The sequence below is a fragment of the Arthrobacter sp. YAF16 genome, from assembly GCF_052113385.1.
GTDB lineage: Bacteria > Actinomycetota > Actinomycetes > Actinomycetales > Micrococcaceae > Arthrobacter.
The window spans coordinates 44,619-69,379 of sequence record NZ_JBFRDC010000001.1; the positions used below are offsets into that span (position 1 = coordinate 44,619).

Annotated in this window: 23 protein-coding genes and 1 riboswitch; of the genes, 12 read left to right on the top strand and 11 right to left on the bottom strand. The window is 68.4% G+C overall.

The annotated features are described in order from the left end of the window. Positions 1-30 precede the first annotated feature (30 nt). Both AB4Y91_RS00200 and AB4Y91_RS00205 read left to right on the top strand, forming a co-directional pair. Entirely contained in the window at positions 31-1,554 is a 1,524-nt protein-coding gene (locus tag AB4Y91_RS00200; protein WP_441416581.1) for a UDP-N-acetylglucosamine 1-carboxyvinyltransferase, read from the top strand. A gap of 61 nt (positions 1,555-1,615) precedes the next feature. Further along, positions 1,616-2,845 (top strand): glutamate--cysteine ligase 2, encoded by a 1,230-nt coding sequence (locus tag AB4Y91_RS00205; RefSeq protein WP_441416582.1) that lies wholly within the window; start codon positions 1,616-1,618, stop codon positions 2,843-2,845. Here AB4Y91_RS00205 and AB4Y91_RS00210 read toward each other — a convergent pair. The 4 genes from AB4Y91_RS00210 to AB4Y91_RS00225 form a co-directional block, all read right to left on the bottom strand. After that, entirely contained in the window at positions 2,842-4,050 is a 1,209-nt protein-coding gene (locus AB4Y91_RS00210; RefSeq protein WP_441416583.1) for an O-succinylhomoserine sulfhydrylase, read from the bottom strand. The genes AB4Y91_RS00205 and AB4Y91_RS00210 overlap by 4 nt on opposite strands. After that, on the bottom strand, positions 4,047-4,493 hold the full coding sequence (locus AB4Y91_RS00215; protein WP_441416584.1) for a rhodanese-like domain-containing protein: 447 nt from the start codon (positions 4,491-4,493) through the stop codon (positions 4,047-4,049). The genes AB4Y91_RS00210 and AB4Y91_RS00215 overlap by 4 nt, the downstream gene beginning before the upstream one ends. Further along, complete coding sequence (locus AB4Y91_RS00220; protein ID WP_441416585.1) at positions 4,490-4,807, bottom strand: DUF1737 domain-containing protein; 318 nt, start codon at positions 4,805-4,807, stop codon at positions 4,490-4,492. The genes AB4Y91_RS00215 and AB4Y91_RS00220 overlap by 4 nt, the downstream gene beginning before the upstream one ends. A gap of 14 nt (positions 4,808-4,821) precedes the next feature. Beyond that, a riboswitch (SAM riboswitch) is annotated at positions 4,822-4,936 on the bottom strand. 121 nt (positions 4,937-5,057) lie between these two features. Next, complete coding sequence (locus AB4Y91_RS00225) at positions 5,058-6,035, bottom strand: aminodeoxychorismate lyase (RefSeq protein WP_441416586.1); 978 nt, start codon at positions 6,033-6,035, stop codon at positions 5,058-5,060. A 93-nt stretch (positions 6,036-6,128) separates the two neighbouring features. On the opposite strand from AB4Y91_RS00225, the gene cls reads away from it, so the two are divergent. Beyond that, a complete protein-coding gene (gene cls / locus AB4Y91_RS00230) occupies positions 6,129-7,604 on the top strand; it encodes a cardiolipin synthase (RefSeq protein WP_441416587.1) in 1,476 nt (491 codons plus the stop codon). A 21-nt stretch (positions 7,605-7,625) separates the two neighbouring features. Here the strand turns inward: cls and pabB are convergent, their stop codons facing one another. Both pabB and AB4Y91_RS00240 read right to left on the bottom strand, forming a co-directional pair. After that, positions 7,626-9,722: an aminodeoxychorismate synthase component I gene (gene pabB / locus AB4Y91_RS00235; protein WP_441416588.1), complete on the bottom strand. Its 2,097-nt coding sequence runs from the start codon at positions 9,720-9,722 to the stop codon at positions 7,626-7,628. After that, positions 9,719-10,306: a low molecular weight protein-tyrosine-phosphatase gene (locus AB4Y91_RS00240; protein WP_441416589.1), complete on the bottom strand. Its 588-nt coding sequence runs from the start codon at positions 10,304-10,306 to the stop codon at positions 9,719-9,721. Before AB4Y91_RS00240 ends, pabB begins: the two co-directional genes overlap by 4 nt. A 191-nt stretch (positions 10,307-10,497) precedes the next feature. On the opposite strand from AB4Y91_RS00240, the gene AB4Y91_RS00245 reads away from it, so the two are divergent. Further along, positions 10,498-11,526 carry a S1C family serine protease gene (locus tag AB4Y91_RS00245; RefSeq protein ID WP_441416590.1) on the top strand — a complete coding sequence of 343 codons (1,029 nt, stop codon included), beginning with the start codon at positions 10,498-10,500 and terminating at the stop codon, positions 11,524-11,526. 54 nt (positions 11,527-11,580) lie between these two features. Here the strand turns inward: AB4Y91_RS00245 and AB4Y91_RS00250 are convergent, their stop codons facing one another. Beyond that, a complete protein-coding gene (locus AB4Y91_RS00250) occupies positions 11,581-12,060 on the bottom strand; it encodes a MarR family winged helix-turn-helix transcriptional regulator (RefSeq protein WP_441416591.1) in 480 nt (159 codons plus the stop codon). Positions 12,061-12,183: 123 nt separating this feature from the next. Here AB4Y91_RS00250 and AB4Y91_RS00255 point away from each other — a divergent pair, with 123 nt between their 5' ends. The 6 genes from AB4Y91_RS00255 (at position 12,184) to AB4Y91_RS00280 (ending at position 18,804) form a co-directional block, all read left to right on the top strand. Beyond that, positions 12,184-13,137, top strand: a complete 954-nt coding sequence (locus AB4Y91_RS00255) for an SDR family NAD(P)-dependent oxidoreductase (protein WP_441416592.1) — start codon at positions 12,184-12,186, stop codon at positions 13,135-13,137. Further along, positions 13,134-14,027 carry an amidohydrolase family protein gene (locus tag AB4Y91_RS00260; RefSeq protein WP_441416593.1) on the top strand — a complete coding sequence of 298 codons (894 nt, stop codon included), beginning with the start codon at positions 13,134-13,136 and terminating at the stop codon, positions 14,025-14,027. The genes AB4Y91_RS00255 and AB4Y91_RS00260 overlap by 4 nt, the downstream gene beginning before the upstream one ends. A 1-nt stretch (position 14,028) precedes the next feature. Then, positions 14,029-15,249 (top strand): acyl-CoA dehydrogenase family protein, encoded by a 1,221-nt coding sequence (locus AB4Y91_RS00265; protein ID WP_441416594.1) that lies wholly within the window; start codon positions 14,029-14,031, stop codon positions 15,247-15,249. A gap of 79 nt (positions 15,250-15,328) precedes the next feature. After that, positions 15,329-15,784, top strand: a complete 456-nt coding sequence (locus AB4Y91_RS00270) for a MaoC family dehydratase (RefSeq protein ID WP_441416595.1) — start codon at positions 15,329-15,331, stop codon at positions 15,782-15,784. A 41-nt stretch (positions 15,785-15,825) separates the two neighbouring features. Continuing rightward, entirely contained in the window at positions 15,826-17,169 is a 1,344-nt protein-coding gene (locus AB4Y91_RS00275) for an MFS transporter (RefSeq protein ID WP_441416596.1), read from the top strand. A gap of 42 nt (positions 17,170-17,211) precedes the next feature. Continuing rightward, positions 17,212-18,804, top strand: a complete 1,593-nt coding sequence (locus tag AB4Y91_RS00280) for an acyl-CoA synthetase (protein WP_441416597.1) — start codon at positions 17,212-17,214, stop codon at positions 18,802-18,804. A gap of 19 nt (positions 18,805-18,823) precedes the next feature. On the opposite strand, the gene AB4Y91_RS00285 is transcribed toward AB4Y91_RS00280, so the two are convergent. From AB4Y91_RS00285 to AB4Y91_RS00300, 4 genes are all read right to left on the bottom strand, one after another. Beyond that, the gene (locus AB4Y91_RS00285) at positions 18,824-19,447 is read right to left on the bottom strand and encodes a LysE family transporter (protein ID WP_441416598.1); all 624 of its coding nucleotides are present in this window, start codon (positions 19,445-19,447) and stop codon (positions 18,824-18,826) included. Between the two features lie 60 nt (positions 19,448-19,507). Further along, the gene (locus AB4Y91_RS00290; RefSeq protein ID WP_441416599.1) at positions 19,508-20,059 is read right to left on the bottom strand and encodes a dihydrofolate reductase family protein; all 552 of its coding nucleotides are present in this window, start codon (positions 20,057-20,059) and stop codon (positions 19,508-19,510) included. Positions 20,060-20,145: 86 nt separating this feature from the next. Then, positions 20,146-20,961: a methyltransferase domain-containing protein gene (locus AB4Y91_RS00295; RefSeq protein WP_441416600.1), complete on the bottom strand. Its 816-nt coding sequence runs from the start codon at positions 20,959-20,961 to the stop codon at positions 20,146-20,148. Positions 20,962-21,024: 63 nt separating this feature from the next. Continuing rightward, positions 21,025-21,528, bottom strand: a complete 504-nt coding sequence (locus AB4Y91_RS00300) for a MarR family winged helix-turn-helix transcriptional regulator (RefSeq protein ID WP_441416601.1) — start codon at positions 21,526-21,528, stop codon at positions 21,025-21,027. Between the two features lie 176 nt (positions 21,529-21,704). Here AB4Y91_RS00300 and AB4Y91_RS00305 point away from each other — a divergent pair, with 176 nt between their 5' ends. Both AB4Y91_RS00305 and AB4Y91_RS00310 read left to right on the top strand, forming a co-directional pair. Then, entirely contained in the window at positions 21,705-23,930 is a 2,226-nt protein-coding gene (locus tag AB4Y91_RS00305) for an MMPL family transporter (RefSeq protein ID WP_441416602.1), read from the top strand. A gap of 206 nt (positions 23,931-24,136) precedes the next feature. Further along, a complete protein-coding gene (locus AB4Y91_RS00310) occupies positions 24,137-24,589 on the top strand; it encodes a hypothetical protein (protein ID WP_441416603.1) in 453 nt (150 codons plus the stop codon). The last annotated feature ends 172 nt before the right edge of the window (positions 24,590-24,761 follow it).

Genomic DNA, 24,761 nt, shown 5'->3' on the forward strand with positions numbered 1-24,761 from the left:
AAAATAGCTCATCCGTGATATTTATTGCATATGACTCAACAGACTGCTGAATATGTCGGCGCCGTACTCCGGGACGCCCGCGGCGAGAAGGGCTGGACCCAGGGACAGCTCGCGGCCGAGCTGGGAACCAGCCAGAGCGCCATCGCCCGGATGGAGCAGGGCAAGCAGAACCTGAGCCTGAAAATGATTGAGCGGCTCGAATCCATTTTCGGCCGCGCCATCGTCAAAGTCGGCCGGCCGCAGATGACCCACCTGCGGGTGGAGGGCGGCCGCACGCTCTCCGGCGCCGTGGATGTCAACAGCAGCAAGAACGCCGGCGTCGCGCTGCTGTGCGCGAGCCTCATCAACCGCGGCACCACCGTCCTGCGGCGGCTGGCCCGGATCGAAGAGGTCAACCGGATCGTGGAGGTCCTGACCAGCATCGGCGTCGAGTGCACCTGGCTCGACGCGAACGACCTGCAGATCCGCCGACCGGCCGTGCTGGACCTCGACTCGATGGACGTCGAGGCCGCCCGCCGCACCCGCAGCGTCATCATGCTCCTGGGCCCGTTGCTCGATGAGTCCAGCGAATACCGGCTGCCCTACGCCGGTGGCTGCGACCTTGGCACCCGCACCGTGGAGCCGCACATGCAGGCCCTGCGCCAGTTCGGCCTCAGCGTCGAGGCGAAGTCCGGCTTCTACAGCGTGCAGGCACCGCCCGCAGACGGCCACGACCGTTCCTTCGTCCTGAGCGAGCGCGGCGACACCGTGACCGAAAACGCCATCATGGCCGCCGCCCACCGCCGCGGCACCACCATCATTCGCAACGCCAGCCCAAACTACATGGTCCAGGACCTCTGCTTCTACCTGCAGATGCTGGGCGTGGAGATCGACGGCGTGGGAACCACGACGCTGAAGATCGTCGGCCGCCCGTCGATCGACGCCGACATCGAGTATTTCCCGTCCGAGGACCCGATCGAGGCGATGAGCCTGATCACCGCCGGCATCGTGACCAACTCCGAAGTCACGATCCGCCGCGTCCCGATCGAGTTCATGGAGATCGAACTGGCGACCCTCGAGCAGATGGGCCAGCGGCTGGAGGTATCCGCGGAGTACCTTGCCCGCAACGGCCGCACCCGGTTGGTGGACGTCACCACCAAACCCTCCGAGCTGCGGGCGCCAACGGACAAGATCCACCCGATGCCATTCCCCGGCCTGAACATCGACAACCTGCCGTTCTTCGCCGTCATCGCCGCCAACGCCCACGGCCAGACGATGATCCATGACTGGGTCTACGAGAACCGGGCCATCTACCTGACCGAGCTGAACAAGCTGGGCGCCCAGGTCCAGCTGCTGGATCCGCACCGGATCTACGTCAACGGGCCCACCAAGTGGCGGGCCGCGGAAGTCGGCTGCCCGCCGGCCCTGCGCCCGGCTGCCTGCCTGCTGCTGGCCATGCTCGCCGCGCGTGGTGTGTCAGAGCTGCGCAACATTTACGTGATCGAACGCGGCTACGAGGACCTGGCCGAGCGGCTTAACACCATCGGCGCCAAGATCGAGTATTTCCAGGACTGAATCGTCTGAGCGGCGATTTTGGGGTAGCGCGCCGGGGCGGGTGCTGACGCACAATGGTTGCATGCGCACCTTTGGCGTAGAGGAGGAACTGCTGATCGTGGATCCCGTTACCGGGGTCCCGCTGGCACTGGCCGACGCACTGTTGCGCGGACTGAAACCCGCCACCGCGGCAGCGGCCGCGGCGTCTGCCGACGCCACGGCGGCGTCTGCCGCGGATCCGAACCACGATGACTCGGGCTTCAGTTTCGAGCTCAAGCTGGAGCAGATCGAGACCCAGACCGTGCCCTGCCTTGACCACAGCGCGCTGCTCCAGCAAATCAGGCAGTCCCGGGCTTTCGCGGGCCGCGTAGCCCGGATGCACGGAGCCCGGGTGGCAGCCCTGGCCACATCGCCGCTGGCAGCTGCCACCCACACGACGCCCAACCCGCGGTACGCCACCATGCAGAAGCGCTTCGGCCTTACGGTGCAGGAGCAGCTGACGTGCGGCTTCCACGTCCATACCTTCATCGAGTCCCCCGAGGAGGGCGTCGCCGTCCTCGACCGGATCCGGGACAAACTGGCGGTGCTGATCGCGCTCAGCGCCAACTCACCCTTTTGGAACGGGACGGAGACCGGCTTCGAAAGCTACCGCACCCAGGCCTGGAACCGCTGGCCGGCGGCGGGGCCCTCCATGATATTTGGGAGCCTTCCGGTCTACCGGCGGGTGGTCACGAGGCTGCTGGAAAGCGGGGTGCTGTTCGACGAAGGGATGATCTATTTTGATGCCCGGCTGGCCCGCCACCACCCCACTGTGGAGGTCCGGGTCGCGGATGTCTGCCTGCGGGCGGAGGACGCGGCGCTGATCGCGGTGCTGGTGCGCGCCCTCGTGGAGTCCGCCAGCCGGGAGTGGCGCGACGGCGTGGATCCGGCCCCGGTGCCGACGGTCCTGCTAAAAATGGCCGCGTGGCAGGCCAGCAACTGCGGGCTGCGCGGCGAGCTGCTGGACTTCGGCAGCTTCCGTCCCGCTCCCGCCGGCGAGGTGGCGCACGCCCTGGTCGACTTCGTGGCCCCCGTCCTGGCGGAGCAAGGGGAGCTGGACCTGGTGCGCCGCGGCGTGGACCGCGTCCTGGCGCACGGCACGGGCTCGCAGTTGCAGCGCCAGGCGCTCTGCGCTCCGGGGCTGGACACCCCCTCCGACGACGCCGGCCTGGCCGCCGTCGTCGCCCATGCCGTGCGGGTCACGATGCACGGTGCGGACGCCGAGGGAATGTCAGAACCGGCCCCCGTGCTTTCGCGGGTGCGCCGGGGCTAGACCTGCTTGAGCGCCTGCCCGAGGTCGCGGATCAGGTCCTCGACGTCTTCCAGCCCCACCGAGAGCCGCACGACGCCGTCGCTCAGCCCGATAGCCGCGCGCCCCTCCGGGCCCATGGCGCGGTGCGTGGTGGTGGCCGGATGGGTGATCAGGGACTTTGAATCACCGAGGTTGTTGGAAATATCGATGATCCGCAACGCGTCCAGCAGCGCGAACGCGGCTTCCTTGGCGGAGCGGCCGGGCGAGGGCGAAAGCTCCAGAGTCAACACCGTGCCGCCGGCTTTCATCTGCCTGGCGGCCAGCTCGTACTGCGGGTGGGACGGCAGCAGCGGGTACTTAACCCAGCTGACCGCGGGCTGGGCCTCCAGCCATTCGGCCAGCCGAAGCGCCGAGGCGGACGAGCGGTTCACCCGCAGGGCCATCGTCTCCAGTCCCTTGCTCAGCACCCAGGCGTTGAAGGCGGACAATGCCGGGCCGGTGTGGCGCATGAGCTGCTTGACCGGGCCCTCGATGAATTCCCGGGTGCCCAGGATCGCGCCGCCGAGCACCCGGCCCTGGCCATCGATGTGCTTGGTGCCGGAGTACACGACCACGTCCGCGCCCAGCTCCCCGCACCGCTGCAGCAGGGGAGTGGCGAAGACGTTGTCCACCACCACGGTCGCACCGGCGGCGTGCGCCAGTTCGCTTACGGCGGCGATGTCCACAATTTCCTGCATGGGGTTCGAGGGAGATTCGAAGAACACGGCCGTCGTCGGCACGGCCAGCGCCGACCGCCACTGCTCTAGGTCCGGGCCGTCCACGAAGACTGTCTCCACGCCCCAGCGCGGCAGGATCTCATTGAGGATGACGAAGCAGGATCCGAAGAGCGAGCGGGCGGCGACCACGCGGTCGCCGGCCCCCAGCAATGCCCCGAGCGCGGTGAACACCGCTGACATGCCCGACGCCGTCGCAAAGCACGCCTCGGTTCCCTCCAACAGCCGGAGGCGTTCCTGGAAGGTGGCCACCGAGGGGTTGCCGTAGCGGGAATAGACAAACCGTTCGTCCTCGCCGGTGAAGGCGCGCTCAGCCGCGGCGGCGGATTCGTAGACGAAGCCCGAGTTCAGGAAGATCGGTTCGGTGGTTTCCTGGAACCCGGTGCGGTCGAGTCCGCCGCGGACGGCCTGGGTGTCCGGGCTCCAGCCCTGGGCATTGGGATTGAAGCTCACTTAGTGCTTTCCAGGTTGGTCGGCAGGCCGTGGTTCTTCCAGCCGTTCACGGTCCGGGCGCCGGTCGGGCCCGGTTCGCCTTCGAAGCCCTCGAGGACGTTGTAGGCGGTGAAGCCGGCCGCCGTGGCGGCGTTCGCGGCGGCGACCGAGCGGGCGCCGGAACGGCACAGGAAGATGAGCTCGGCCGCCGTGGCGCCAGGCGCGTGCTGCCGCAGTTGCCGCTGGAGTTGCTGCTGCAGTTGCTCCAGGAAACGCGGGTTGGGGGCTCCGCCGGCCAGGGTCCACTGGACGAAGAGCGGAGCCTGCCGGTCTTCGGTGCCGGCCCCGGTGACCGGGACGCCGATCTGCGACCATTCCGCCTCGGTGCGGACGTCCACCAGGATGGCGCCCGCCCCGACCTTGGCCCAGGCTTCCTGCGGGCTCAGGTCTCCGGCGTAACTCATGCGTGGCCCTCGCCGGTGAACTCGGCGCCGTCGAGCTCATCCACCGCGTTGGCGACGGCGGCGTCGGCGCTCGCGATCGCGGCCGGCAGCACGACGGCCTGGGCCACGATCACGGTGCTGCCGTTGAAGGTGGCGGAGGGGCTGCCGTGCAGGACGTAGCCCTCGGCCAGGGCGGCCGAAACGCGCTCGCAGAAGCTGCGGTCATCGGGCCCGGTGAACAGCCGGTACGCCAGTCTTTCCTCGGCGGGTCCGGGTGCGGCGGGGGATTGGGCTGGGGCTGTGGCGGGCACAGCGGGTGCGGATGCGTCGGGCACGACGGATCTCCTTACTTTCACGCTTGCAGCTCGAATGGTCGATATGCCGAGTATTCACCTGAGGCACCCCGCCGCGAAAGGGAGGGTTGCCGACCGGCCAGTCAGGGCTTGGCGCCGGGTCTCATTACTCCCCAAAAACGTAGCACTTACGACGCCGGCGGCACCGGCGGCGTCGTCATGTTAAGTCACGCGGACGCTGGCATGGCACCTTTCCGGGGGCGGAGCAGCATCACCCGGGACCGGCCGGATCCTACTCGATCGTGGCGAACAGTTCGTTGAGCTCGGCCGTGAGCTGCCGCCGCAGTTCGGGGGTGCCGATCTCCTTGCCGTCGATGTGGTTCACCGGGGCGAGGAGCCGGATGCTTGAGATGAGCCAGACGGCGTCGGCGTCGTACAGATCGGCAGGTACCAGCGGGCCGTAGCCGAGCTCCCACCCGGCGGCCTTGGCCGCGGTGAACAGGGCGCCCTGCGAGGTGCCCGGGAGGATTCCGCTGTCCAGCTGCGGGGTGATCAGCCGGCGCACGGTGCGGACGCCGCCGGCGCCGTCGTCGCTGGTCTCCAGGTGCGCCAGCAGCACGGTCGACGTCGGGCCCTCCAGGACCCGGCCGTCGGCGGAGGTGAAGATGACGTCGTCCGCGCCCTGGTGGTGGGCGTACCGGAGCGCCGCCATGTTGACCGCGTAGGACAGGGTCTTGGCGCCCAGCAGCAGCCACGGGGCGCGTTCGCCCACCTCGCTGTCGTAGCCGCGGTCCAGCAGGATGACGTCGATGCCGGTCTCGCGCTGCCGGCGGCCGGCTTCCGGCGGCGGGGAGGCCTGCACCCAGCACGTCGGCGTGGCCGCGCCCTCCACGCCGCGGCTGGCGAGCAGCTTCACCACGACCTCGTCCGCTCCGCCGGCCCCGTCGCCGGCGGCTCCGACCGCCGTGGCGGCCCGGCCGCGGTATTCGCTGACCGCGGTCTCGATCGCGCGCCGCCAGGCGTCCTCCGCCGGGATGTCCAACTCCAGCGCGCGCGCCGAGCCGGCCAGCCGGGTCAGGTGGGCCTGCAGCTTGCGCGGGCGTCCCCCCACCACCAGCAGCGACTCGAAAACGCCGTCGCCGCGGGTGGCACCCTGGTCGGTGGCCATCAGCTGCGGCTTGGACGAGTCGGCGACGCGGCCGTTCTCAAACGCGGGATCGAGGAACACCAGCACCGTCGCGCGGGCCGGAACAGAGGCGGGGGTAGTCATGCCTTCAGCTTAGTGCGGCCCGGGTCGGGATAAGCTGTGCGGGTTGCCCGTTCCGGAACTGTTCCGCGGGTCTGGAGCTTGAGGGGTTTGCCTGTGCTGTGGCCATTTTCGCTGGCGGGGTCACTTCCGTCCTGGGTGATCCTGATCCTGACCGTCATCGACCTCGGTATCCGGGTCGTTGCCCTCGGCATCATCCCGGGCAACCGCCGCCCCACCACGGCCATGGCCTGGCTCCTGATCATCTTTTTCGTTCCGGCCGTAGGCGTGGTCCTCTTCCTGCTCTTCGGCAACTTCCGGCTCTCCCGCAAGCGCCGGGCGCAGCAGGACGCGGTGAACACCCGGGTGCGGGCCGGGACGTCGGAACTGGCCATGGTGGAAAGCAAGTACGAGGGCCCGGAATGGGTGTCCTCCGCAGCGGAGCTGAACAAGACGCTCGGTTCCCTGCCCATGGTGGACGGCAACCACGTGGAGCTCCTGCCCGGCTACCCGGATTCGATCAAGGCGATGGCGGCGGCCGTGCGCGAAGCCGAGTCCTTTATCAACGCCGAGTTCTACATCCTCAGCTCGGACCACATCACGGATGACCTGCTGACGGCGATGGAAGAGGCCGCCGAGCGCGGCGTCGAAGTCCGCCTCCTGTTCGACCACTTGGGCACCCTGCGGATCAAGGGGTACAGCAAGCTCATCGCCCGGCTCAAGGCCAGCAAGATCCGCTGGCGGCCCATGCTGCCGCTGCGGCCCGTGCACGGCCAGTGGCGCCGTCCGGACCTGCGCAACCACCGCAAGATCATGGTGATCGACGGCGAGGTCGCCTTCACCGGGTCGCAGAACCTGATCGAACCGTCCTACAACAACCCGCGGCACCGCAAGATCGGCCGGGAATGGGTCGAGCTGATGGCCTGCCTGCGCGGGCCGATCGTCACCACCCTCAACGTGGTCTTCGCCACCGACTGGCTCAGTGAGACCGACGAATCCCTGGAGCACCAGCTCGCCCACCGGCCCGAACTGCACGCCGGCAACATCACCGCCCAGGTGGTGCCCAGCGGTCCCGGCTTCATCACCGAAAACAACCTGCGCCTGTTCAACACGCTGATCTACTCGGCGCAGCGCACGATCTCCATTTGCAGCCCGTACTTCGTCCCGGACGACTCGCTGCTCTACGCGGTGACGACGGCGGCGCAGCGCGGCGTCGACGTCGAACTCTTCGTCTCGGAAAAGGGCGACCAGTTCCTGGTCCACCACGCCCAGCAGTCCTACTACGAGGCGCTGCTGGAGGCCGGGGTGCGGATTTACCTCTACAAGGCCCCGTTCGTGCTGCACGCCAAGCACTTCACGATCGACAACGAGGTTGCCGTGCTGGGTTCGAGCAACATGGATATGCGCTCCTTCTCGCTGAACCTCGAGGTCTCGGTGATGCTCCTGGGCGAGGACATCGTGCAGCGGATCAGCGCCGTCGAGGACACGTACCGCGGCATTTCGAGGGAACTGACGCTCGAGGACTGGATGAAGCGGCCCATGGGGGTCAAGTACGTGGACAACGTCGCCCGGCTCACGTCGACCCTGCAGTAGCCAGGCCGGCTCACGCGTGGACTAGCCCGCCGGGAACTCCGCGCCGAGCGCCGAGAGCACGCCGAAGGCCTTGGTCCGGATCTCCTCGTACTCCTCCTGGGGTGAGGAATCCGCGGTGATGGCGCCGCCGACGCCGAGGCTGAGTGTGGTTCCCCGGTCCGCGCCCGCAGCCACCACCAGGGTCCGGATCGCCACCGCGAGGTCGGTGGCCCCGCTGAGCGAGAAGTAGCCGATCGCCCCGGAATAGACGCCCCGCGGTGCGGTCTCAAGCCGGTCCAGGATGGCCATGGTGCTGACCTTGGGGGCACCGGTCATGGAGCCAGCGGGGAAGCAGGCCGCCACGGCCTCGGCCCGCGGCATGCCCGGCCGGAGACGCGCATCGATGGTGCTGACCATCTGGTGGACGGTGGCGTAGCTTTCGATCGCGCACAGCCTGCTGACCGATACGGAGCCGGGCACCGCGAAGTGGCTCAGGTCGTTGCGGAGCAGGTCCACGATCATGATGTTCTCGGCCCGGTCCTTGGGTGAAGTTTCCAGCTCGCGGCGCAGCAGCTCGTCGCGGGCGGGGTCGGAAGCCCGGCGCCGGGTGCCCTTGATCGGCTCGGCGCGCATCGCGCCGTCGGCGGCGATCCGCAGGAAGCGCTCCGGGGAGGTGCTGGCGACGGTGAGGCCGGCCAGGCGCAGGTAGCTCGCGAACGGTGCCGGGTTGCGACGGCGCAGCGCCAGGTATGCCTGCCACGGATCGAGCTCCCCGGCGGCCGCGGTGGCCGTCAGCGCCGTCGTCAGGCAGACCTCGTAGCTGTTGCCCTCGGTAATTTCGTGCTGCGCCGCGGCGATCTTGGCCTTGTACGCGGCTTCGGTGTCCCGGGCGCTGAACTCTGCGGCCCGGGTGTTCCCGGCGGCGCCGCCGGGCGTGCCGCCGGGAGGCTCCAGGTCCATGGCCGCCGCCGCGACGGCCGCGCGTGCCGCGGCCAGCCAGTCGCCGGCGTCCGGGGCGTCGAGGGCGAGCAGCCACGCCGTGCGTTCCCGGTGGTCCAGCACCACGGCGCGGCCGGCGAAGATCAGGCTGGCATCCGGGGTGTCGGCTTCGACGTCGCTGCCGCCCGTCTCGCGCTTGAGTTCATAACCGAGGTAGCCGAGCCAGCCGAGGGTGAACTCGCACGGGTAGCCCTCCGGGGCGCGCAGGGCCCGGCGCCCCCAGACCCCGTCTAGCCAGCGGAAGAACCCTCCCTCGGTCTGCACGGTGGCGTTGCCGACACGCACCCGGGTCCGGCCGGAGCGGTGCCGGACCGACTGGCCGTAGCTGCCGCCGTCGTCCGCCAGGATGCTGAAGCGGCTGCGTTCGGCGGCCTCCCGGGCCCAGGCCCGGCCGTCCGGGCCGTCCTCGCCGTCCCGGCCGTCCGGGCCGTCCGGGGGCAGGGAGGAGTCGAGCCAGACCGCGTTCGGCGAAAGGCCGTAGAGCGTTTCGAAGAGCCGGGCGGGGTCCGGCGCGGCATCGATCCGCTCGGCGGTCAGCTGGAGTCCGCGGCGGGCCGACAGCTCGGGAAGCAGCGCCGGGGCCAGGGCTGGGAGGTACTGGAGGGCCTGCAGCACCTCGCTCGGCGCAGCACCGTCGGCGCGGTTGAGTACCCGCACGTCGGCGCGGGAGGGCACATCGTCGGCGGCCAGCCATTCGTCTTCCTGCCCGGCCCATTGCTCCCAGTAGGGTTCATAGCTCGCGCCGTCGCGGCCAAGGGCCCGGGTGCGGCGCTCCTGCTCGGGGGAATCGGCCCAGACGACGGCGTCGAGGAACGGCATGGCGGCCGCGGCGGCAGCGCCCACACCCTCGACCAGGACGATTTCGGCCGGCTGGGTGAGGCGGATCGCGCCGTCGTAGTGCTGTACCCAGTCCCAGCTGACCCAACGGGCCGGTTCGCCGCGGCGCAGCGGGGCAAGCACGGTGGCGGCATAGCGTTCGATGCCGGCGGCCAGGCCGTTCCAGCCCGGGTAGATGTCCTCCAGGTGGAAGAGCGAGACCTTATGGTGCTCCCGGAGCCGGGCCGCGAGTTCGATCGCGAGGGTGGTCTTTCCTGCGCCGGAGCGCCCGTCGATGGCGATGATGACGGGTGCGCGGCTCATGAACTAGAGCGTACCCGGTGCCCCGCGTCGTCCCGGTGCGGCTGGTCTTGTTGCTGCTTCGGCTGCCCTGCCCGGGCCTGCAGCTGGGCGGCGCGAACGTGCTTGAGGATGCCGGGGACGGCGGCGTGGATCAGCTCCCAGGTGTTGTCGAAGTCGGTGTGCCCGCCAAACCAGGGGTCTTCGATGCCTTGATCCAGCGGATCCCTGTCGGCGACCGCGGGGTCGAAGCTGCGCAACATTCGGATCTTCGCCAGCGAGGCCTGATCCGGCGCGGCCTGGCGCAGCCAGCCGTAATGGTCCACATCAAGGGCCAGGATCAGCTCGCGCGAGTGGAACCACTCGCTGCGCCACTCGCGCGCGACATGCAGCTCGGAAGGGATGTTGTGGGCTGCCAGTTTGCGGGCGGCCCGGGGATCGATCGGGCGGCCCGCCTCGTAGGAGGTGATGCCGGCAGAATCGACGTCGACGCCGGTAAGCCCGGCAGCGGCCGCGGCCTCCGCCAGCATCAGTTCGGCCATCGGGGACCGGCAGATGTTTCCGGTGCAGACCGTGATAATCCGGTACTGGCTCGACATTGAGGTCATGACTAAGCATGGCGGATGCCGAGGCCTCTTGGCTAGCCGGAACCCGAGCAATATTACAAGTCCTGTCATACGGCTTTCCGTTCGCGTCAAGTGTGCCGGGCCGCCGCTGTTGGCGGGGCCGCCGCCCTTGGCGGTCCCGGCGGGCCCTAATGCTCTGGACCGCCGTCGGTGCCGCTCCCAGACTGTGTCCCATGACGGATCAGGATTCCCCGGTCCAAACGCCTGGGTTCGGAGCCGCGGACGGGGACGCGCCGTACGGGGCTGCGCCGGAGGCCGCCTCGGACGGGAGGGACGGGTCGGACGGGACGGGCGGTACGGCCGGGCCAGCCAGGCCTGCGCCATCTGCAGAGGCGGCCGCCGCGCGGACAGGGACAAAAGCATCCGGCGGCCGGGCCAACCGGTTCTCGCTGGGCCTGTTGCAGCTGCTGGGCATCCTCCTGGTCGCCGCGCTCGCCGGAGCCGGTTCGGCCCTGCTTGTTGCCCGCGCCAGTGGCTGGGGAGCCGAAACCGTGGTCAAGCAGTACGTCACCGGCGGCGGGGTGTCCGACCATCCCGCCGATATCAAGGCACTGCTCGCGGCAGCCCTGCCCGCGGTGGTCGCCGTGAAGGCCACCACCACGCAGTCCAACCCGTTCCTGGATCAAGGCGGCCGGGCGACGGCCGAGGGGACGGGGATAGTAATCGGCAGCTCGGGGGAAATCCTGACCAACGCCCATGTGGTCAGGGGCGTGGCCGGCGGAGCCTCAGGCGTGACCGTGACCTTCCACGACTCGAGCACGCGCGCCGCCCGCATCGTTGCCGCGGACAGCGATCACGACCTGGCGCTGTTGAGGGTTGAGGGCGTGAAGAACCTGCCGGTGCTGGAGCTGGGTGACTCGGGGTCTGCGGCGCCCGGGGACGCCGTCGTTGCCATCGGCTACGCCTTGGGGTTGGACGGGGGACCCAGCGTCACCACCGGCATCATCTCGGCCACCGGGCGGACCACCGCGGCCGAGGCCGGCTTCGGCAGGAAGTCCCGGCTGGTGAATCTGCTGCAGACGGATGCGTCGATCAGCTCGGGCGACTCCGGCGGCCCCTTGCTTGACGCCGGGGGCCGCGTGGTCGGCATCAACACCATGGTGGCCACGTCGACCTCGCGGACCGCTGCGAACGGGATCAGCTTCGCGATCGCGGCGGACACGGTCAGGGCGCTGCTGCCGGGCCTTCGCGCGGGCGGCTGATCCCGCCCGCGGGTACCGGGGCGGCTCGCCCCTGCGGGCGGGTGGGGCGCGGACTCAGGGTTGTTCGTTCCAGAGCGCCTTCCGGAGCAGGCCCTTCAGCTCGACGACCTCGGCGTGGCTGAGACCGGCGAGGGCCTCGAATTCGGCCGCCCGTGCGGCTGCCTCGGCCTGCCGGAAGACGGCGGATCCCTCCGCCGTGGCGGAAACAATTTTGGCCCGGCGGTCCTGTCTTCCGGGTGCGCGGAGCACCAGGCCGCGCTTCTCGAGTTCATCTATGAGGGCCACGATCTGGCTGGGATCGAGGCTCAGGAATTCCGCCATTTCGCGCTGCGTGGGCTCCAGTCCGCTGTTGGCCAGGGCCAGTACCGAGTAGGAGCGTTCCTTGAGTCCGAATTCGGCCAGTGCCCGGTTGTTGAGGATCGAGCCGGCGGCGTGCAGCTTGGCCAGCAGGAAACCGGCATCCAGGCTGATCGACGCCGCCACGAGCTTGTCCGCGGCCCGGGTGCCCGGCGCTTCGTCTACTTCGGTCGTCATGCCCACTCCAATAGTCCAGAAAATAAATCATTGACATTCTCAATTATCCATACTTTCATGGATGCAGAACAGCATCCCATGCCGAGCGGCAGGATGCACACGGCAGCTAGCAAAGGAGCAGCGATGAGCCTGGCAGGAAAAGTAGCAATCGTCACGGGAAGCGGCCGCGGCCTGGGCCTGGCCTACGCCCGGGAGCTGGCCCGGCAGGGCGCCGCCGTCGTGATCAACGATGTGGATGAAGGTGTCGCGGCCGATGCGGTCCGGACCATTGAGTCCGACGGCGGACGGGCGGCCGCCGTCGTCGCGCCGGTGGGCAGCTCCGAGGTCGCCAGGCAGCTGGTGCAGGCCGCCGTTACTGAGTTTGGCCGGCTGGACATCCTGGTCACGAACGCGGGAATCCTGCGGGACAAGTCACTGCTGAAGATGACCGATGACGATTTTGACGCCGTCATCAACGTCCACCTGCGCGGCACCTTCACCTGTGCCCGGGAAGCGTTCGGCTACTTCAAGGAGAACGGGATCCCCGGCCGGATCATCACCATCGGCTCTCCCACCGGCCAGCGCGGCAACTTCGGCCAGACCAACTATGCCGCCGCCAAGGCCGGAATCGTGGGCATGGTCCGCACCTGGGCGCTGGAGATGAAGAAGGCGGGCGTCACCGCCAACGCCGTCATCCCGGTGGCCGCCACGGCGATGACCAAGACCGTGCCGTACTTCCAGAAGGCCGTCGAGGCGGACGAACGCGGCGAGGCCATGCCGGCCTTCTTCCGCCACGACCTCGGCTTCGGCACCGCCGACGACGTCGCCGGGCTGGTAGCCTTCCTGGCCTCCGACGCTGCCTCCGGAATCAGCGGCCAGGCAATCGGCGCAGGCGGCGACAGGTTGCAGCTCTGGACGCATCCCGAGGCGGCGGCCACCGAGTACCGCGAGGGCGGCTGGGGCTACCAGGACCTTGTCGAGAACTTCGGCGCGCTCTTCGGCGACAAACTGCAGAGCGTGGGGGAGGAGTTCCTGCCGCTGCCGGAGGACCTGCAGCCGGAACCGGCAGCGGCACCTGCGAAGGTCGGCCAGCCATGACCGTCGCACGCTACGAACTCGGCGTCGACGCCGCAAAGCTCGCTGCGATCGACATGCACGTCCACCTCGAGGTCGACGGCCACGGCCACGGCTCCCTGCCGGACCAACTCACCGAAGCCTCGGCCAAGTACTTCAAAGCCGAGGACCGGACGCCGTCACTGGACCGGATCGCGGAGATTTACCGTGAGTTGAACATGGCAGCCGTCATCTTCACCGTCGACGCCCGCACCCAGCTCAAGCACGAACCCAACAGCATTCCCGAGCTGATCGCCGGGGCGGCCCGGAACAACGATGTGCTGATTCCGTTCGGCAGCGTTGACCCGCGCACCGGCGCCGAGGCCATCCAGGGCGCCAAGCACCAGGCCGTGGATCTCGGCGCACGCGGCTTCAAGTTCCATCCCAGCCTGCAGGGCTTCGACCCCTCGAACGAGCAGTCTTATCCGCTCTGGGAAGCCCTCCAGGAACTGGGCCTGCCGGCGATCTTCCACACCGGCCAGAACGGCATGGGCGCAGGACTGCCCGGCGGATTCGGCATCAAGCTCGCCTACTCCAACCCGCTCCTGCTCGACGCCGTCGCCGCAGACTTCCCGGAGCTTCAGATCGTCATGGCGCACCCCTCGGTGCCGTGGCAGGACGAGGCCAACTCGATCGCCACGCACAAGTCCAACGTGTTCATCGACCTGTCCGGCTGGTCCCCGAAGTACTTCCCCGAGTCGCTGGTCCGGATGGCCAACTCGGTGCTTCAGGACAAAGTGCTGTTCGGCACCGACTTCCCGCTGATCACCCCGCAGAAATGGCTGGGCGCCTTCGCGGACCTGCCGATCAAGGACGAGGTCCGGCCCAAGATCCTCAAGGACAACGCCGTCCGCCTGCTCGGTCTGGAGGCCTGAGGTGAGCGTGGACTCGGAAATCGCCGCGCAGGAGCGGCTCTACGGCGTCTGCGATTTCTACGACGCGGAATCCCTGCTCACCCCCGCCGAACGGCGGGTCCTGGGCCGGCTGCGCGCCTTCCTGGACGAACAGGCCCGGCCGCTGCTCGCCGAGTACTGGGAGCGCGGCGAGTTCCCGGACCAGCTGGCCCGGCCGCTGATCGACCTGGACCTGATGGAGCCCGCGGAACTGACAGGCGCCCCGGGTGCAGGGCAAACACCCGCCCGCGGCATCTACCACGGCTTCCGGATCTTCGAACTCGCCAGAACCGATGCGTCCCTGGCCACGTTCTACACGGCCCAGGCCGGGCTGTTCCGGACCACCATCCGGGTCGGCGCCTCCGCGGAACAGCAGGCCGAGTGGATGCCCAAGGTCCTCGATTTCTCCCTCAAAGGCGTCTTTTCGCTGACCGAACCGGAGTCCGGCTCGGACATCGCCGGCGGGCTCTCCACGAGCGCCCGGCGGGAGGGCGACACCTGGGTCATCAACGGCGCCAAGCGCTGGATCGGGGGAGCAGCCACCGCCGATGTCCTGGCGGTGTTCGCCCGCGACGAGGCGGACGCACAGGTCAAAGCGTTCCTCGTGGACCGTGAGGCCGCCGGGGTGACCCTGGAGAAAATCCACGGCAAGACATCCCTGCGGATGATGCAGAATGCGCACATCACGCTCGAAGAGGTCCGCGTCCCCGAGTCCATGCGCCTGCACAACGTCAACTCGTTCCGGGATGTGGCCGCCATGCTCCGGGCCATGCGCTCGGACGTCGCCTGGATCGCAACCGGCGTGGCCGCCGGCGCGTTCGAGGCAGCTACCCGCTACGTCACGCAGCGGGAGCAGTTCGGCCGGTCCCTGGGGTCTTTCCAGCTCGTCCAGGAGAAGCTCGCCCGGATGCTCGGCAACGTCACCTCGGCCCTGTCCCTCGTGGTCAGGCTGACCGAACAACAAGCCAAAGGCATCTACCGGGACCAGGACTCGGCCCTGGCAAAGATGCAGACTTCCCTGCTGATGCGCGAAACGGTGGCGCTCGCCCGTGAAGTGGTGGGCGGCAACGGCATCACGCTCGAGGCCGACGTCGCCCGGTTCCATGCCGACGCCGAGGCCGTCTATTCCTATGAAGGCACCCACGAAATCAATGCCCTGATCATCGGACGCGCACTCACCGGGCACAGCGCCTTCACCCACTAAGCGTCCACCCTCTTGCCACCAGGCGGTGCCCTCCAGCCGGGTCCGCCGTCGCCCCACCCACCTACACCAGGAGCCAAAGATGCCCAACCTCGTCGTCGACTTCGACAAACTGCTCACCCTCGCCGGCACCGACCTCGGCGTCACCGAATACCGCGAAATCACCCAGGAACAGATCAACAAATTCGCCGACGCCACCGGCGATGACCAGTGGATCCACGTGGACCCGGAGCGCGCCAAGGAGGGGCCCTTCGGCGCCCCGATCGCGCACGGCTTCCTGACGCTCTCGCTCATCATCCCGTTTTGGGGCGAATTGTTCGACGTCGAAGGCGTCACCACCAAGGTGAACTACGGCTTGGACAAGGTCCGCTTCACCTCCCCGGTCAAAGTGGGGTCGCGGATCCGGATGCGCGCCACGATCGCCGAAGTGACCGAGGTCAAGGGCGGCGCCCAGATCAAGGTCTCCAACACCATCGAGATCGAAGGCCAGGAACGGCCCGCCGTCGTCGCCGAATTCCTCGCCCGCTTCTACAAGTAAACCGTTCACCCCCAGTATCCCCACCGCCCCAAGGAACAACGATGTCCCAGATTTCCCAGTTGCAGTCCATGGACGCTGGCACGCGTCGCAGGGAGGCGCGGACCGTCATCGCCTCCAGCTACCTCGGCAGCACCATCGAGTATTACGACTTCCTGCTCTATGCCACGGCTGCCGCCGTGGTCTTCCCCAAGGTCTTCTTTTCCGGCATGGACGATTGGGTGGGCGTCGTAGCCGCCTATGGCACCTTTGCCGCGGGCTACGTCGCGCGTCCGCTGGGCGGCATCATCTTTGGCCACTTCGGCGACAAGCTGGGCCGCAAGGGCATGCTCATCGTCTCGATGCTGATGATGGGGATTGCCTCCACCCTGATCGGGCTCGTACCGGACGCCTCGGTGGCCGGCCCCTGGGGTGCGGTTCTGCTGGTGATCCTGCGGGTGTTCCAGGGCATCGCCGTCGGCGGCGAATGGGGCGGGGCCGCCCTGATGGCGCTGGAACACTCGGAGTCCGGAAGGCGCGGCTTCGCCGCGTCCTTCGTCAACGCGGGCGCCCCCACCGGCGCCGTGCTTGGCACCCTCGTGATGGGCGCCTTCTCCGCCCTGCCAAACGCACAGTTCCTCGCCTGGGGCTGGCGCGTGCCGTTCCTGCTGTCCTTCGTCCTGCTGGGGGTGGGCATGTTTGTCCGGCTCAAGGTCTCCGAAAGCCCGATCTTCAAGGCTGCCCTCGAGCAGGAAATAGCCGAACAGGCCGAAGAGGGCGCCGGGCGCCGCGAAATCCCGCTGCTCCAGGTCCTGCGGCGGCCCAAGGCCCTCATCTTCACCATGCTGGCCGGTGCGGCGGGATTTGCGCTGCAGGTGGTGCTGGCGACCTTCTCCGTGACCTACGCGGTGTCCAAGGGCGCCGACCGGCAGGGCGTGCTCTACGCCTTCGCGGCGGCGTCGTTCGTTTCCATCATCTTCGTGGTCATGGGCGGCCGGCTCTCCGACAAGCTGGGCCGCCGGCCCGTGATGATCGGCGGGCTGCTCCTCTTCATCGCGTACCTCGTCCCGATGTTCCAGCTGCTGTCCTCAAACAACATCGGCCTGATCTTCGTGGCGTTCGCGGTGGGCCTGATGATCCACTCGACGCTGTTCGGCCCGCTCGCGGCCTTTGTCTCCGAACAGTTCGGCACCACCTCCCGCTACACCGGCGCATCGCTGGGCTACCAGCTCGCCACCCTCCTGGGGGCAGGGTTCACGCCTGGGATTGTGGCGCAGATCTTCAAGGATTCCGGCCAGAACACCTCGTCCGTCGTCTGGTACCTCGCCATCATGTCTGTCGTATCGATCGTCTTCATCCTGCTGACGCGGGAGCCGAAGAACAACGATCTGGAAGCCGTCCGGTCCTAACCGGCCCCGCAGGCATTACCGTCTAACTAGAAAGGATTTGCCGTGGAGAATCTTGGCATCGGCTCGTGGCTGCAACGACGCAGACCAAAGTCGAGCACTAAGACTGCCGTCATCGCCGGAACACGGGAGCTCAGCTACGAGGAGCTTGCCCGGCGGGCCGCCCGCCTCGCCAACGCCTTCCGCGATCGCGGGGTGGTCAAAGGTGACAGGGTGGCCTACCTCGGGGAGAACGATCCGTCCTTCCTGGAAACACTGTTTGCCGCCGGGCTGCTCGGTGCGGTCTTCGTGCCGCTCAACACCCGGCTGGCTCCGCCCGAGATCCAGTTCCAGCTCCGGGACAGCGGCGCCGCGCTTCTGGTCCACGCGGCGGCGCTCGCCGGGCTCGCGGAGCGCGGCTCGGCGGCGACCGAGGTGCGTGCCCGCATCGTCGTCGTCGACTCGCCGTTGCCCGACGGGGCAGCGCCCGACGGCGGTACCGAGGGCACAGGGTCCGATTCCAGCAGCGTCGAGGCTTTTGAAGACGTGGTGGCGTCCGGTTCCGAGCTGGCGCCGGATGAGCCCGTGGGCCTCGACGACGGGGCCATGATTCTCTACACCTCGGGAACAACCGGCAACCCCAAGGGGGCGCTGCTGACGCACGGCAACATCACCTGGAACTGCCTCAACGTGCTGGTGGATTTCGATTTCTCCTCCACCGACGTGGCCCTGATGATCTCTCCGATGTTCCACGTGGCCTCGCTGGATATGGGCGTGCTGCCGACGCTCCTGAAGGGCGGCACCGTGGTGCTGGAAGCCAAGTTCGATCCGCGCCGGACGCTGGAACTGATCCAGCAGCACCGCGCCACGACCATCAGCGGGGTTCCCACCACCTACCAGATGCTGTGTGAGCACCCGGACTGGGACGCCACGGACCTCGGCTCGCTGAACAAGCTGACCTGCGGCGGCTCCGCGGTACCGATGCGCGTCCTGGAGGCCTACGAGCGGCGGGGCCTGCGGTTCTCCAACGGCTACGGCATGACCGAAACGGCCCCGGGTGCCACCACCCTGCCTGCCGCGCGGTCCCGGGACAAGGCCGGGTCATCGGGGCTGCCGCATTTCTTCACGGATGTCCGGGTGGCCGACCCCATTGATCCGGAGGCCGGCCCGGCCGCGCCCGGAACGGTCGGGGAGATCCAGATCAAGGGCCCGAACGTCATCCGGGAGTACTGGAACCGTCCTGAGGCCTCGGCCGATTCCTACACCCCGGATGGCTGGTTCAAGTCCGGTGACATGGGCTACAAGGACCCGGACGGCTTCGTGTTCATCTCCGACCGGCTCAAGGACATGATCATTTCCGGCGGGGAGAACATCTACCCGGCCGAGGTGGAGCAAGCGATCGCCGAGCTCGACGCCGTCGGAAGCGTCGCGGTGATCGGCGTGCCGGACGAGAGGTGGGGTGAGGTGCCGCGGGCCGTGGTGTTGCTTCGCGACGGCGCCCGGCTTACCGAAGAGCAGTTGCGCAGCCACCTGGAAGGCCGGCTGGCCCGGTACAAGATCCCCAAGTCCGTGGTTTTCGTGGCCGAAATGCCCCGGACCGCCAGCGGCAAGATCCGGAAGGCAGATCTGCGGAAACTGACTACGGCGAACGGACAGTAGCGGCCCGGGTCCGCGGCGGCTAGTGGATCAGCGCCAGCAGCACGCCGACGGCCATGAACAGCACGCCGAAGGTCCGGTTGAGGATCCGCTGCCCGCGGGCGTCGTGGGTGAAGCGCTGGAAGCTCGTGGCGGCTGCCGCGAAGAAGAACCACATGACCAGGATGTCGATCACGATCACGGTGGCGGACAGCACGAGGTACTGCGGCAGGAGTGGCTGGTCCGGGCGGATGAACTGCGGCATGAAGGCGAGGAAGAAGACGATCGCCTTAGGGTTGAGCAGGTTGACCCACAGGCCGCGGCGGAACATTGAGAGCGCCGGCTCGTTGCGGAGCGCGGCGGCCTTCTCCTGGTCCAGATCGGGTTTGTGCCGGAACTGCTGGATGCCCAGGTAGACGAGGTAGGCGGCTCCGGCGTAGCGGATGATGTTGAAGGCCAGCGGCGAGCTCGCCACCAGCACCCCGACGCCAAGGGCCACGATCAGGATGTGCACCACCAAGGCGGCCTGCTGGCCAAGGATGCCCCAGATGGAACGCCGGAAGCCGGAGTTCAGGGAGTTGCTCATGGTGTTGATGGCGCCCGCACCCGGCGTGAAGCTGATCAGGACGCCGGCGCCGGCCAGGGCCAGCCAGAGGGAAAGTTGCACCTACCAAGTCTACGGTTCCGGCCCCGGCTGCCCTGCCTGATGACGCGGCTCTGCCCGTCGTCAGCCCTCGCGGAGGCCGTAGCTGAGAATCATGTTGCCCTTGCTGGTCTGCTGGGACGACTGCAGTTCAAGCCGCGTCAGGGGATCGCCGTCGTTGAAGAGCCGCCGGCCGCTGCCCGCGATCACCGGATGGACGATCAGCATCAGGCTGTCCAGCAGGCCGGCGAACAGCAATTGGTGGACCAGCGAGATGCTGCTGAAGATGCCGATGTCGCCGCCCTCGCCCTGTTTCAGGTCCGCGACGAAGTCCTCCAAGGGGCCTTCGATCAGCCGGGAGTTTTGCCATTCCAGGTCACCGGTCAGGGTCCGGGACGCCACAAATTTGGGCAGCGGGTTGATGAACCCTGCGAAATCCGCGTCCGCTTCGGCGTTGGGCCAGTACTGCGCCCATTGCTGGTACCCGACCCGGCCCAGAAGCCCGGTGTCGATCCGGCCCATCATCTCGCCCATCCCGGCCCCCAGTTCCTCGTCGAAGCTGTCGAACTGCCACAAGAACGGGTCTTCAACCACTCCGTCCACGGAACTGAACAGGCCGGCCGTCACTTTGCGCATGGTTTCTCCTCGCTGCTGGGTCTTTGAGTGCACCCTAGCGGCAGTTTGGAAAGCAGGGAATGGCTGGCGGGAACCTGCTTTGTGGCTCAGGCCCGGGCGATCACTTCGCCGTTGGGGATCAGGAACCAGCCGTCGTCCGTGGAGCCCCAACGGTGCCAGCCCGCGGAAATCCGGGCCAGGTCCGCTTCGGTGGCGAAACCGTACTCGAGCGCTTGGTCTGCGAAGGCCGAGTGCAGCACGCGCTCGCCCCAGACCCGGGCCTGCCAGCGCCGCTGCTGGCCGGTTGCGTAGAGCCAGTTGCTGCTCGACGGCGCGACGTCGGTGAACCCGGCGGCCTGCGCCCAGGACACGAGCCGCCGTCCGGCGTCGGGCTCGGCGCCGTTCCGTCGGGCGATCCGCTGGTAGAGCTCCATCCACTCGTCCAACTCCGGCACGGCCGGGTACCAGCTCATGCCGTGGAAGTCGGCGTCGCGGACCGCCACGATCCCGCCGGCCTTGGCCACCCGGCGCATTTCCCGCAGGGCGGCCACCGGATCAGTGAGGTGCTGCAGCACCTGGTGCGCGTGCACGACGTCGAACGTCTCGTTCGGGAAGTCCAGCTCGTAGAGGTTGCCGGCGACAAAGCGGACGTTGGCCACGCCGCGCTCCGCGGCCAGGGCGCCCGCGTGGGCGATGACCTCGGGGGAGCGGTCCACTCCGGTGACCTCGCCGGGGGCGACGAGCGCGGCGAAATCGCAGGTGATGCTGCCGGGCCCGCAACCGACGTCGAGCACCGAAACTCCGGGGGTCAAATGCGGGAGGACGAACGCTGCGGAGTTCTCCGCCGTTCGCGAGGCGTGCGCGCGGACCACCGACTCGTGGTGGCCGTGGGTGTAGACATCGTCAGGCTGCTCGGCACTCATAAGGAAACGCTACGCCTCCCGCAGCCGGGGCGGGCCCAACTGACCGGCGCCAGTTGCCGGCGACTACTGCGAGTCAGTCGGGGCCGCGGCGGCTTCCTCGCCGGCGCGGACCGTGGCATCGATCATCGCGTGCAGGAACCGGGTGGCGATTTCCAGCTCGGCCGGGGTGAACTCCTCCAGGGCGGCCCCCATGTGCCGGGCGAGCGGCAGGAACATGGCGCCGCCGTCGCGGTACGCCTTGGGGGTCATCCTGAGCTGGACCTGCCGGCGGTCCGTGCCCTGCCGTTCCCGGACCACGTGCCCGGACTTGTCCAGCCGGTCGATCAGCGCGGTGGTGGCGGGCGAGCTGAGATGGAGCTCCCTACGCAGCACGCCCGGCGTGACCACCTGGTTCTTCGCGGTGTGCTGCATGATCACGGACAACGCGTTGAGGTCGGTGCGGTGCATGTCGTTGCGGGCGCCCGCCGAGTCCGCGTAGCGGTTGGCTTCGAGGCTGAACTCCTGAAGCAGACTGACCAGCGGGGACGGGCCGGCGGCGTCGGGGATTGCCGGCATCTCTGTTGACATTTCACCCTTCCTGCTCGGCGCCTCGGGAGGCCTGCGCGGTTCGCGCCTTCCGGAGTTTACTCCAGCCCGTAAGCCTTCACGGTCAAAATCTTTCTAGGCTGTCACTTATATCGATCATGGAGATAATCTATGATTTACTAAAGTCTACTCCGCACCGCCACCCCGAGAAGGACACCATGAAACGCAACCGGCAAAACTCCACCCGTGTCCCGTTCTGGCTGCGCTGGCTGGTGCCCGTGGTGCTCGTCGTCGCCTGGCTCGCTATCGCCGGGATCGGCGGCCCCACGTTCGGGCGGCTAAGCGAGGTCTCCTCCAACGACCAGGCGTCGTTCCTTCCCGCGGGCGCCGAGGCCACCGAGGCGCAGGACTGGCAGGCTAAATTCCGGGACTCCAAGGAGATCCCGGCCGTTATTGTGATCGAAAGCGATACCGAGTTCACCCGGGCCCAGCTCGGCGAGGCCGCTGCGCTGAAGGGCAAACTCGAAGCCCTGCAGCTTGGCAGCACCGTGATCGGACCCATCCCGTCGGAGGACGCGAAGGCGGTGCAGTTCGTGGTGCCCATCGCGTCCTCCGATGAAGTGAAGACCGTCATCAAGGAACTTCGGGACGAGGTGAAGTCCTCCGCTCCGGAGGGAATGCAGACCTTTGTGACCGGCCCGGCCGGGCTGACGGCGGACCTGGTCAGTGCTTTCGCCGGCATCGACGGCATCCTGCTGCTCGTGGCACTGGCGGCGGTCTTCCTGATCCTGCTGGTCGTCTACCGCTCGCTCTTGCTGCCGATCGCCGTGCTGTTCACCTCCGTGTTCGCGCTCTGCGCCGCCATCCTGCTGGTCTTCGGCATGGCGAAGCTGGGCTGGATCCAGCTCAACGGGCAGAGCCAGGGCATCCTCTCCATTCTGGTGATCGGCGCCGCCACAGACTACGCACTGCTCTACGTGGCACGCTTCCGGGAAGCCCTGACGCACACCGCCAACCGCACGGCCGCGGCGCTCACGGCGTGGAAGGCCGCCTGGGAGCCGATCCTGGCCTCGGGCGCCACGGTCATCATCGCGCTCCTCTGCCTGCTCTTCTCCGACCTCAACTCGAACAAGGCCCTCGGCCCGGTGGCGGCCGCGGGCATCCTGTGCTCGCTCTTCGCGGCACTGACCCTGCTGCCGGCGATGATGGCGCTGCTGGGCCGCGTCGCCTTCTGGCCGTTCCGCCCCAAGCTGCTCCCGGAGACAGAGCGCGAACCCGAACTCGTCACCGGCCTGGAGGGCCAGAAGGGCATCTGGCGCGCCACCGGGTCCCTGGTGTCCCGCCGGCCCCGCACCGTCTGGATCGCCTCCGTACTGCTGCTCCTGGTGGCATCCGCCGGCGTCCTCCAGCTCAAGGCCAACGGGGTACCGCAGACCGACGTCATCCTCGCAGCCTCCAATGCGGTGGACGGCCAGGACGCCCTGGCCCGGCACTTCGACGCCGGCTCCGGCAGCCCCGCCGTGATCGTCGCCGACCAGGCCAAGGCGCAGGAGGTGCTGGACAGGACCAAGACGAGCGACGGCGTCGGGGATGCCTACCTGCTGGCCGAAGGCAACGTGCCGATCATCCCCGGCGCGCAGGGCGCCCCCGGCGCCCCCGCAGCCCCCACCGCCCCGGCGGTCAGGGATGGCAAGGTGCTGATCAACGCCACGCTGAACTACGCCGCGGACTCAAATGAGGCCGAAAATGTCGTGCTAAACCTGCGGCAGGAACTGAAGAGGATCGACGGCGGCGCCCTCGTCGGCGGTGTGACCGCCACGGCCCTGGACACCAACACCACGGCCCAGCGTGACCTCGTCACCATCATCCCGGTGGTCCTCGCGGTCATCCTGGTAATCCTGATGCTGCTGCTGCGCTCCGTGCTGGCGCCGGTCCTGCTGGTCGCCTCGGTGGTGCTCTCCTACGGGGCCGCGATGGGCGTCTCCGCCGTGGTCTTCAACCACATCCTCGGATTCCCGGGGGCCGATGCCACGGTCCCGCTCTTCGGCTTTGTCTTCCTCGTGGCGCTGGGCGTGGACTACAACATCTTCCTGATGAGCCGGGTCCGCGAGGAGTCCCTCAAACACGGCACCCGTCCGGGCATCCTGCGGGGCCTCGGCGTCACCGGCGGCGTGATCACTTCGGCCGGCGTGGTCCTGGCGGCCACCTTCGCGGCGCTGAGCGTCATTCCGATCATGTTCCTGGTGCAGCTGGCCTTCATCGTCGCGTTCGGCGTGCTGCTGGACACCGTCCTGGTCCGGTCCCTGCTGGTCCCTGCCCTGGCCTACGACATTGGCCCGCGGATCTGGTGGCCGAGCAAGCTGGGACGGCCCTCATCCGATGCCGCGGCACGCGAGCTGCCGGCCGCCCCGGAGCCGGAATCCGCCGAGGCGGGGCTCCGCTAGCCGGAACCCGGCGAACCCCCTGCCGCAGCCGCCGTCACCGTCCCTGGCCCCCACCAGGTGCGGTGGCGGCGGCTGCTTCGTTAAGCGGCGCCGGGGGGCAGCCGGGGTGCCGCACGCTCGGGCGGACCCCTGTTGCCTCCCCGCGGCGCTCGATAGACTGCGACTGCGCCCGCGCGGGCGCCCACGCTTGCAGGAGGGATCCAAACATGTCTGAAAACAGTGAGTTTGATCGAACGGCAGCAGAGAAGCAGCACGGCACCGCCCCGGTTCCGGCTGCCGCCGAAGAACCGGCGACCGAGGGCGACGCCGGCCAGTACGTCGAGGGCGACTACGGCCGGGCGGGCGTTGCGGGGGAGAATCCGGCAGCGGCCCCCGAGGGTGAATATGCAGAAGGGGATTACGGCCGGGCCGGAGTAGCCAGCGGCTCCACCGTCGGCGCCGAAGAGGGGGACTACCCCGAAGGCAACTACGGGGCGGCGGGCGCAACCGGTCCGGACGCCGCCGGCGTCGAGGAGGGCGAATATCCGGAGGGCGACTATGGGGCCGCCGGGGCCGCGGGCGCCCAGCGCACAGGCCGCCGCACCCAGGATGCCGCCCACGACGAACCGGCAGGGCGGGATGGCACCGTCCGGGACGATGCGGGCCGCGAGGAGCTCTAGTTCCGCTGCCGCACCTGGCGCGGGCCCGTTCTCGCACAGCGAAATCACGGCTGCGGAGCGTTTGCGCTGCCCTAAATCCGCTCAAATCCGCGGCTTTGCGGCGCTTCCCGGCCCGGAAGCACCACTCGTAACTCCAAGTTGAGTCGAATGGACTCAACTTCGGATTGACATC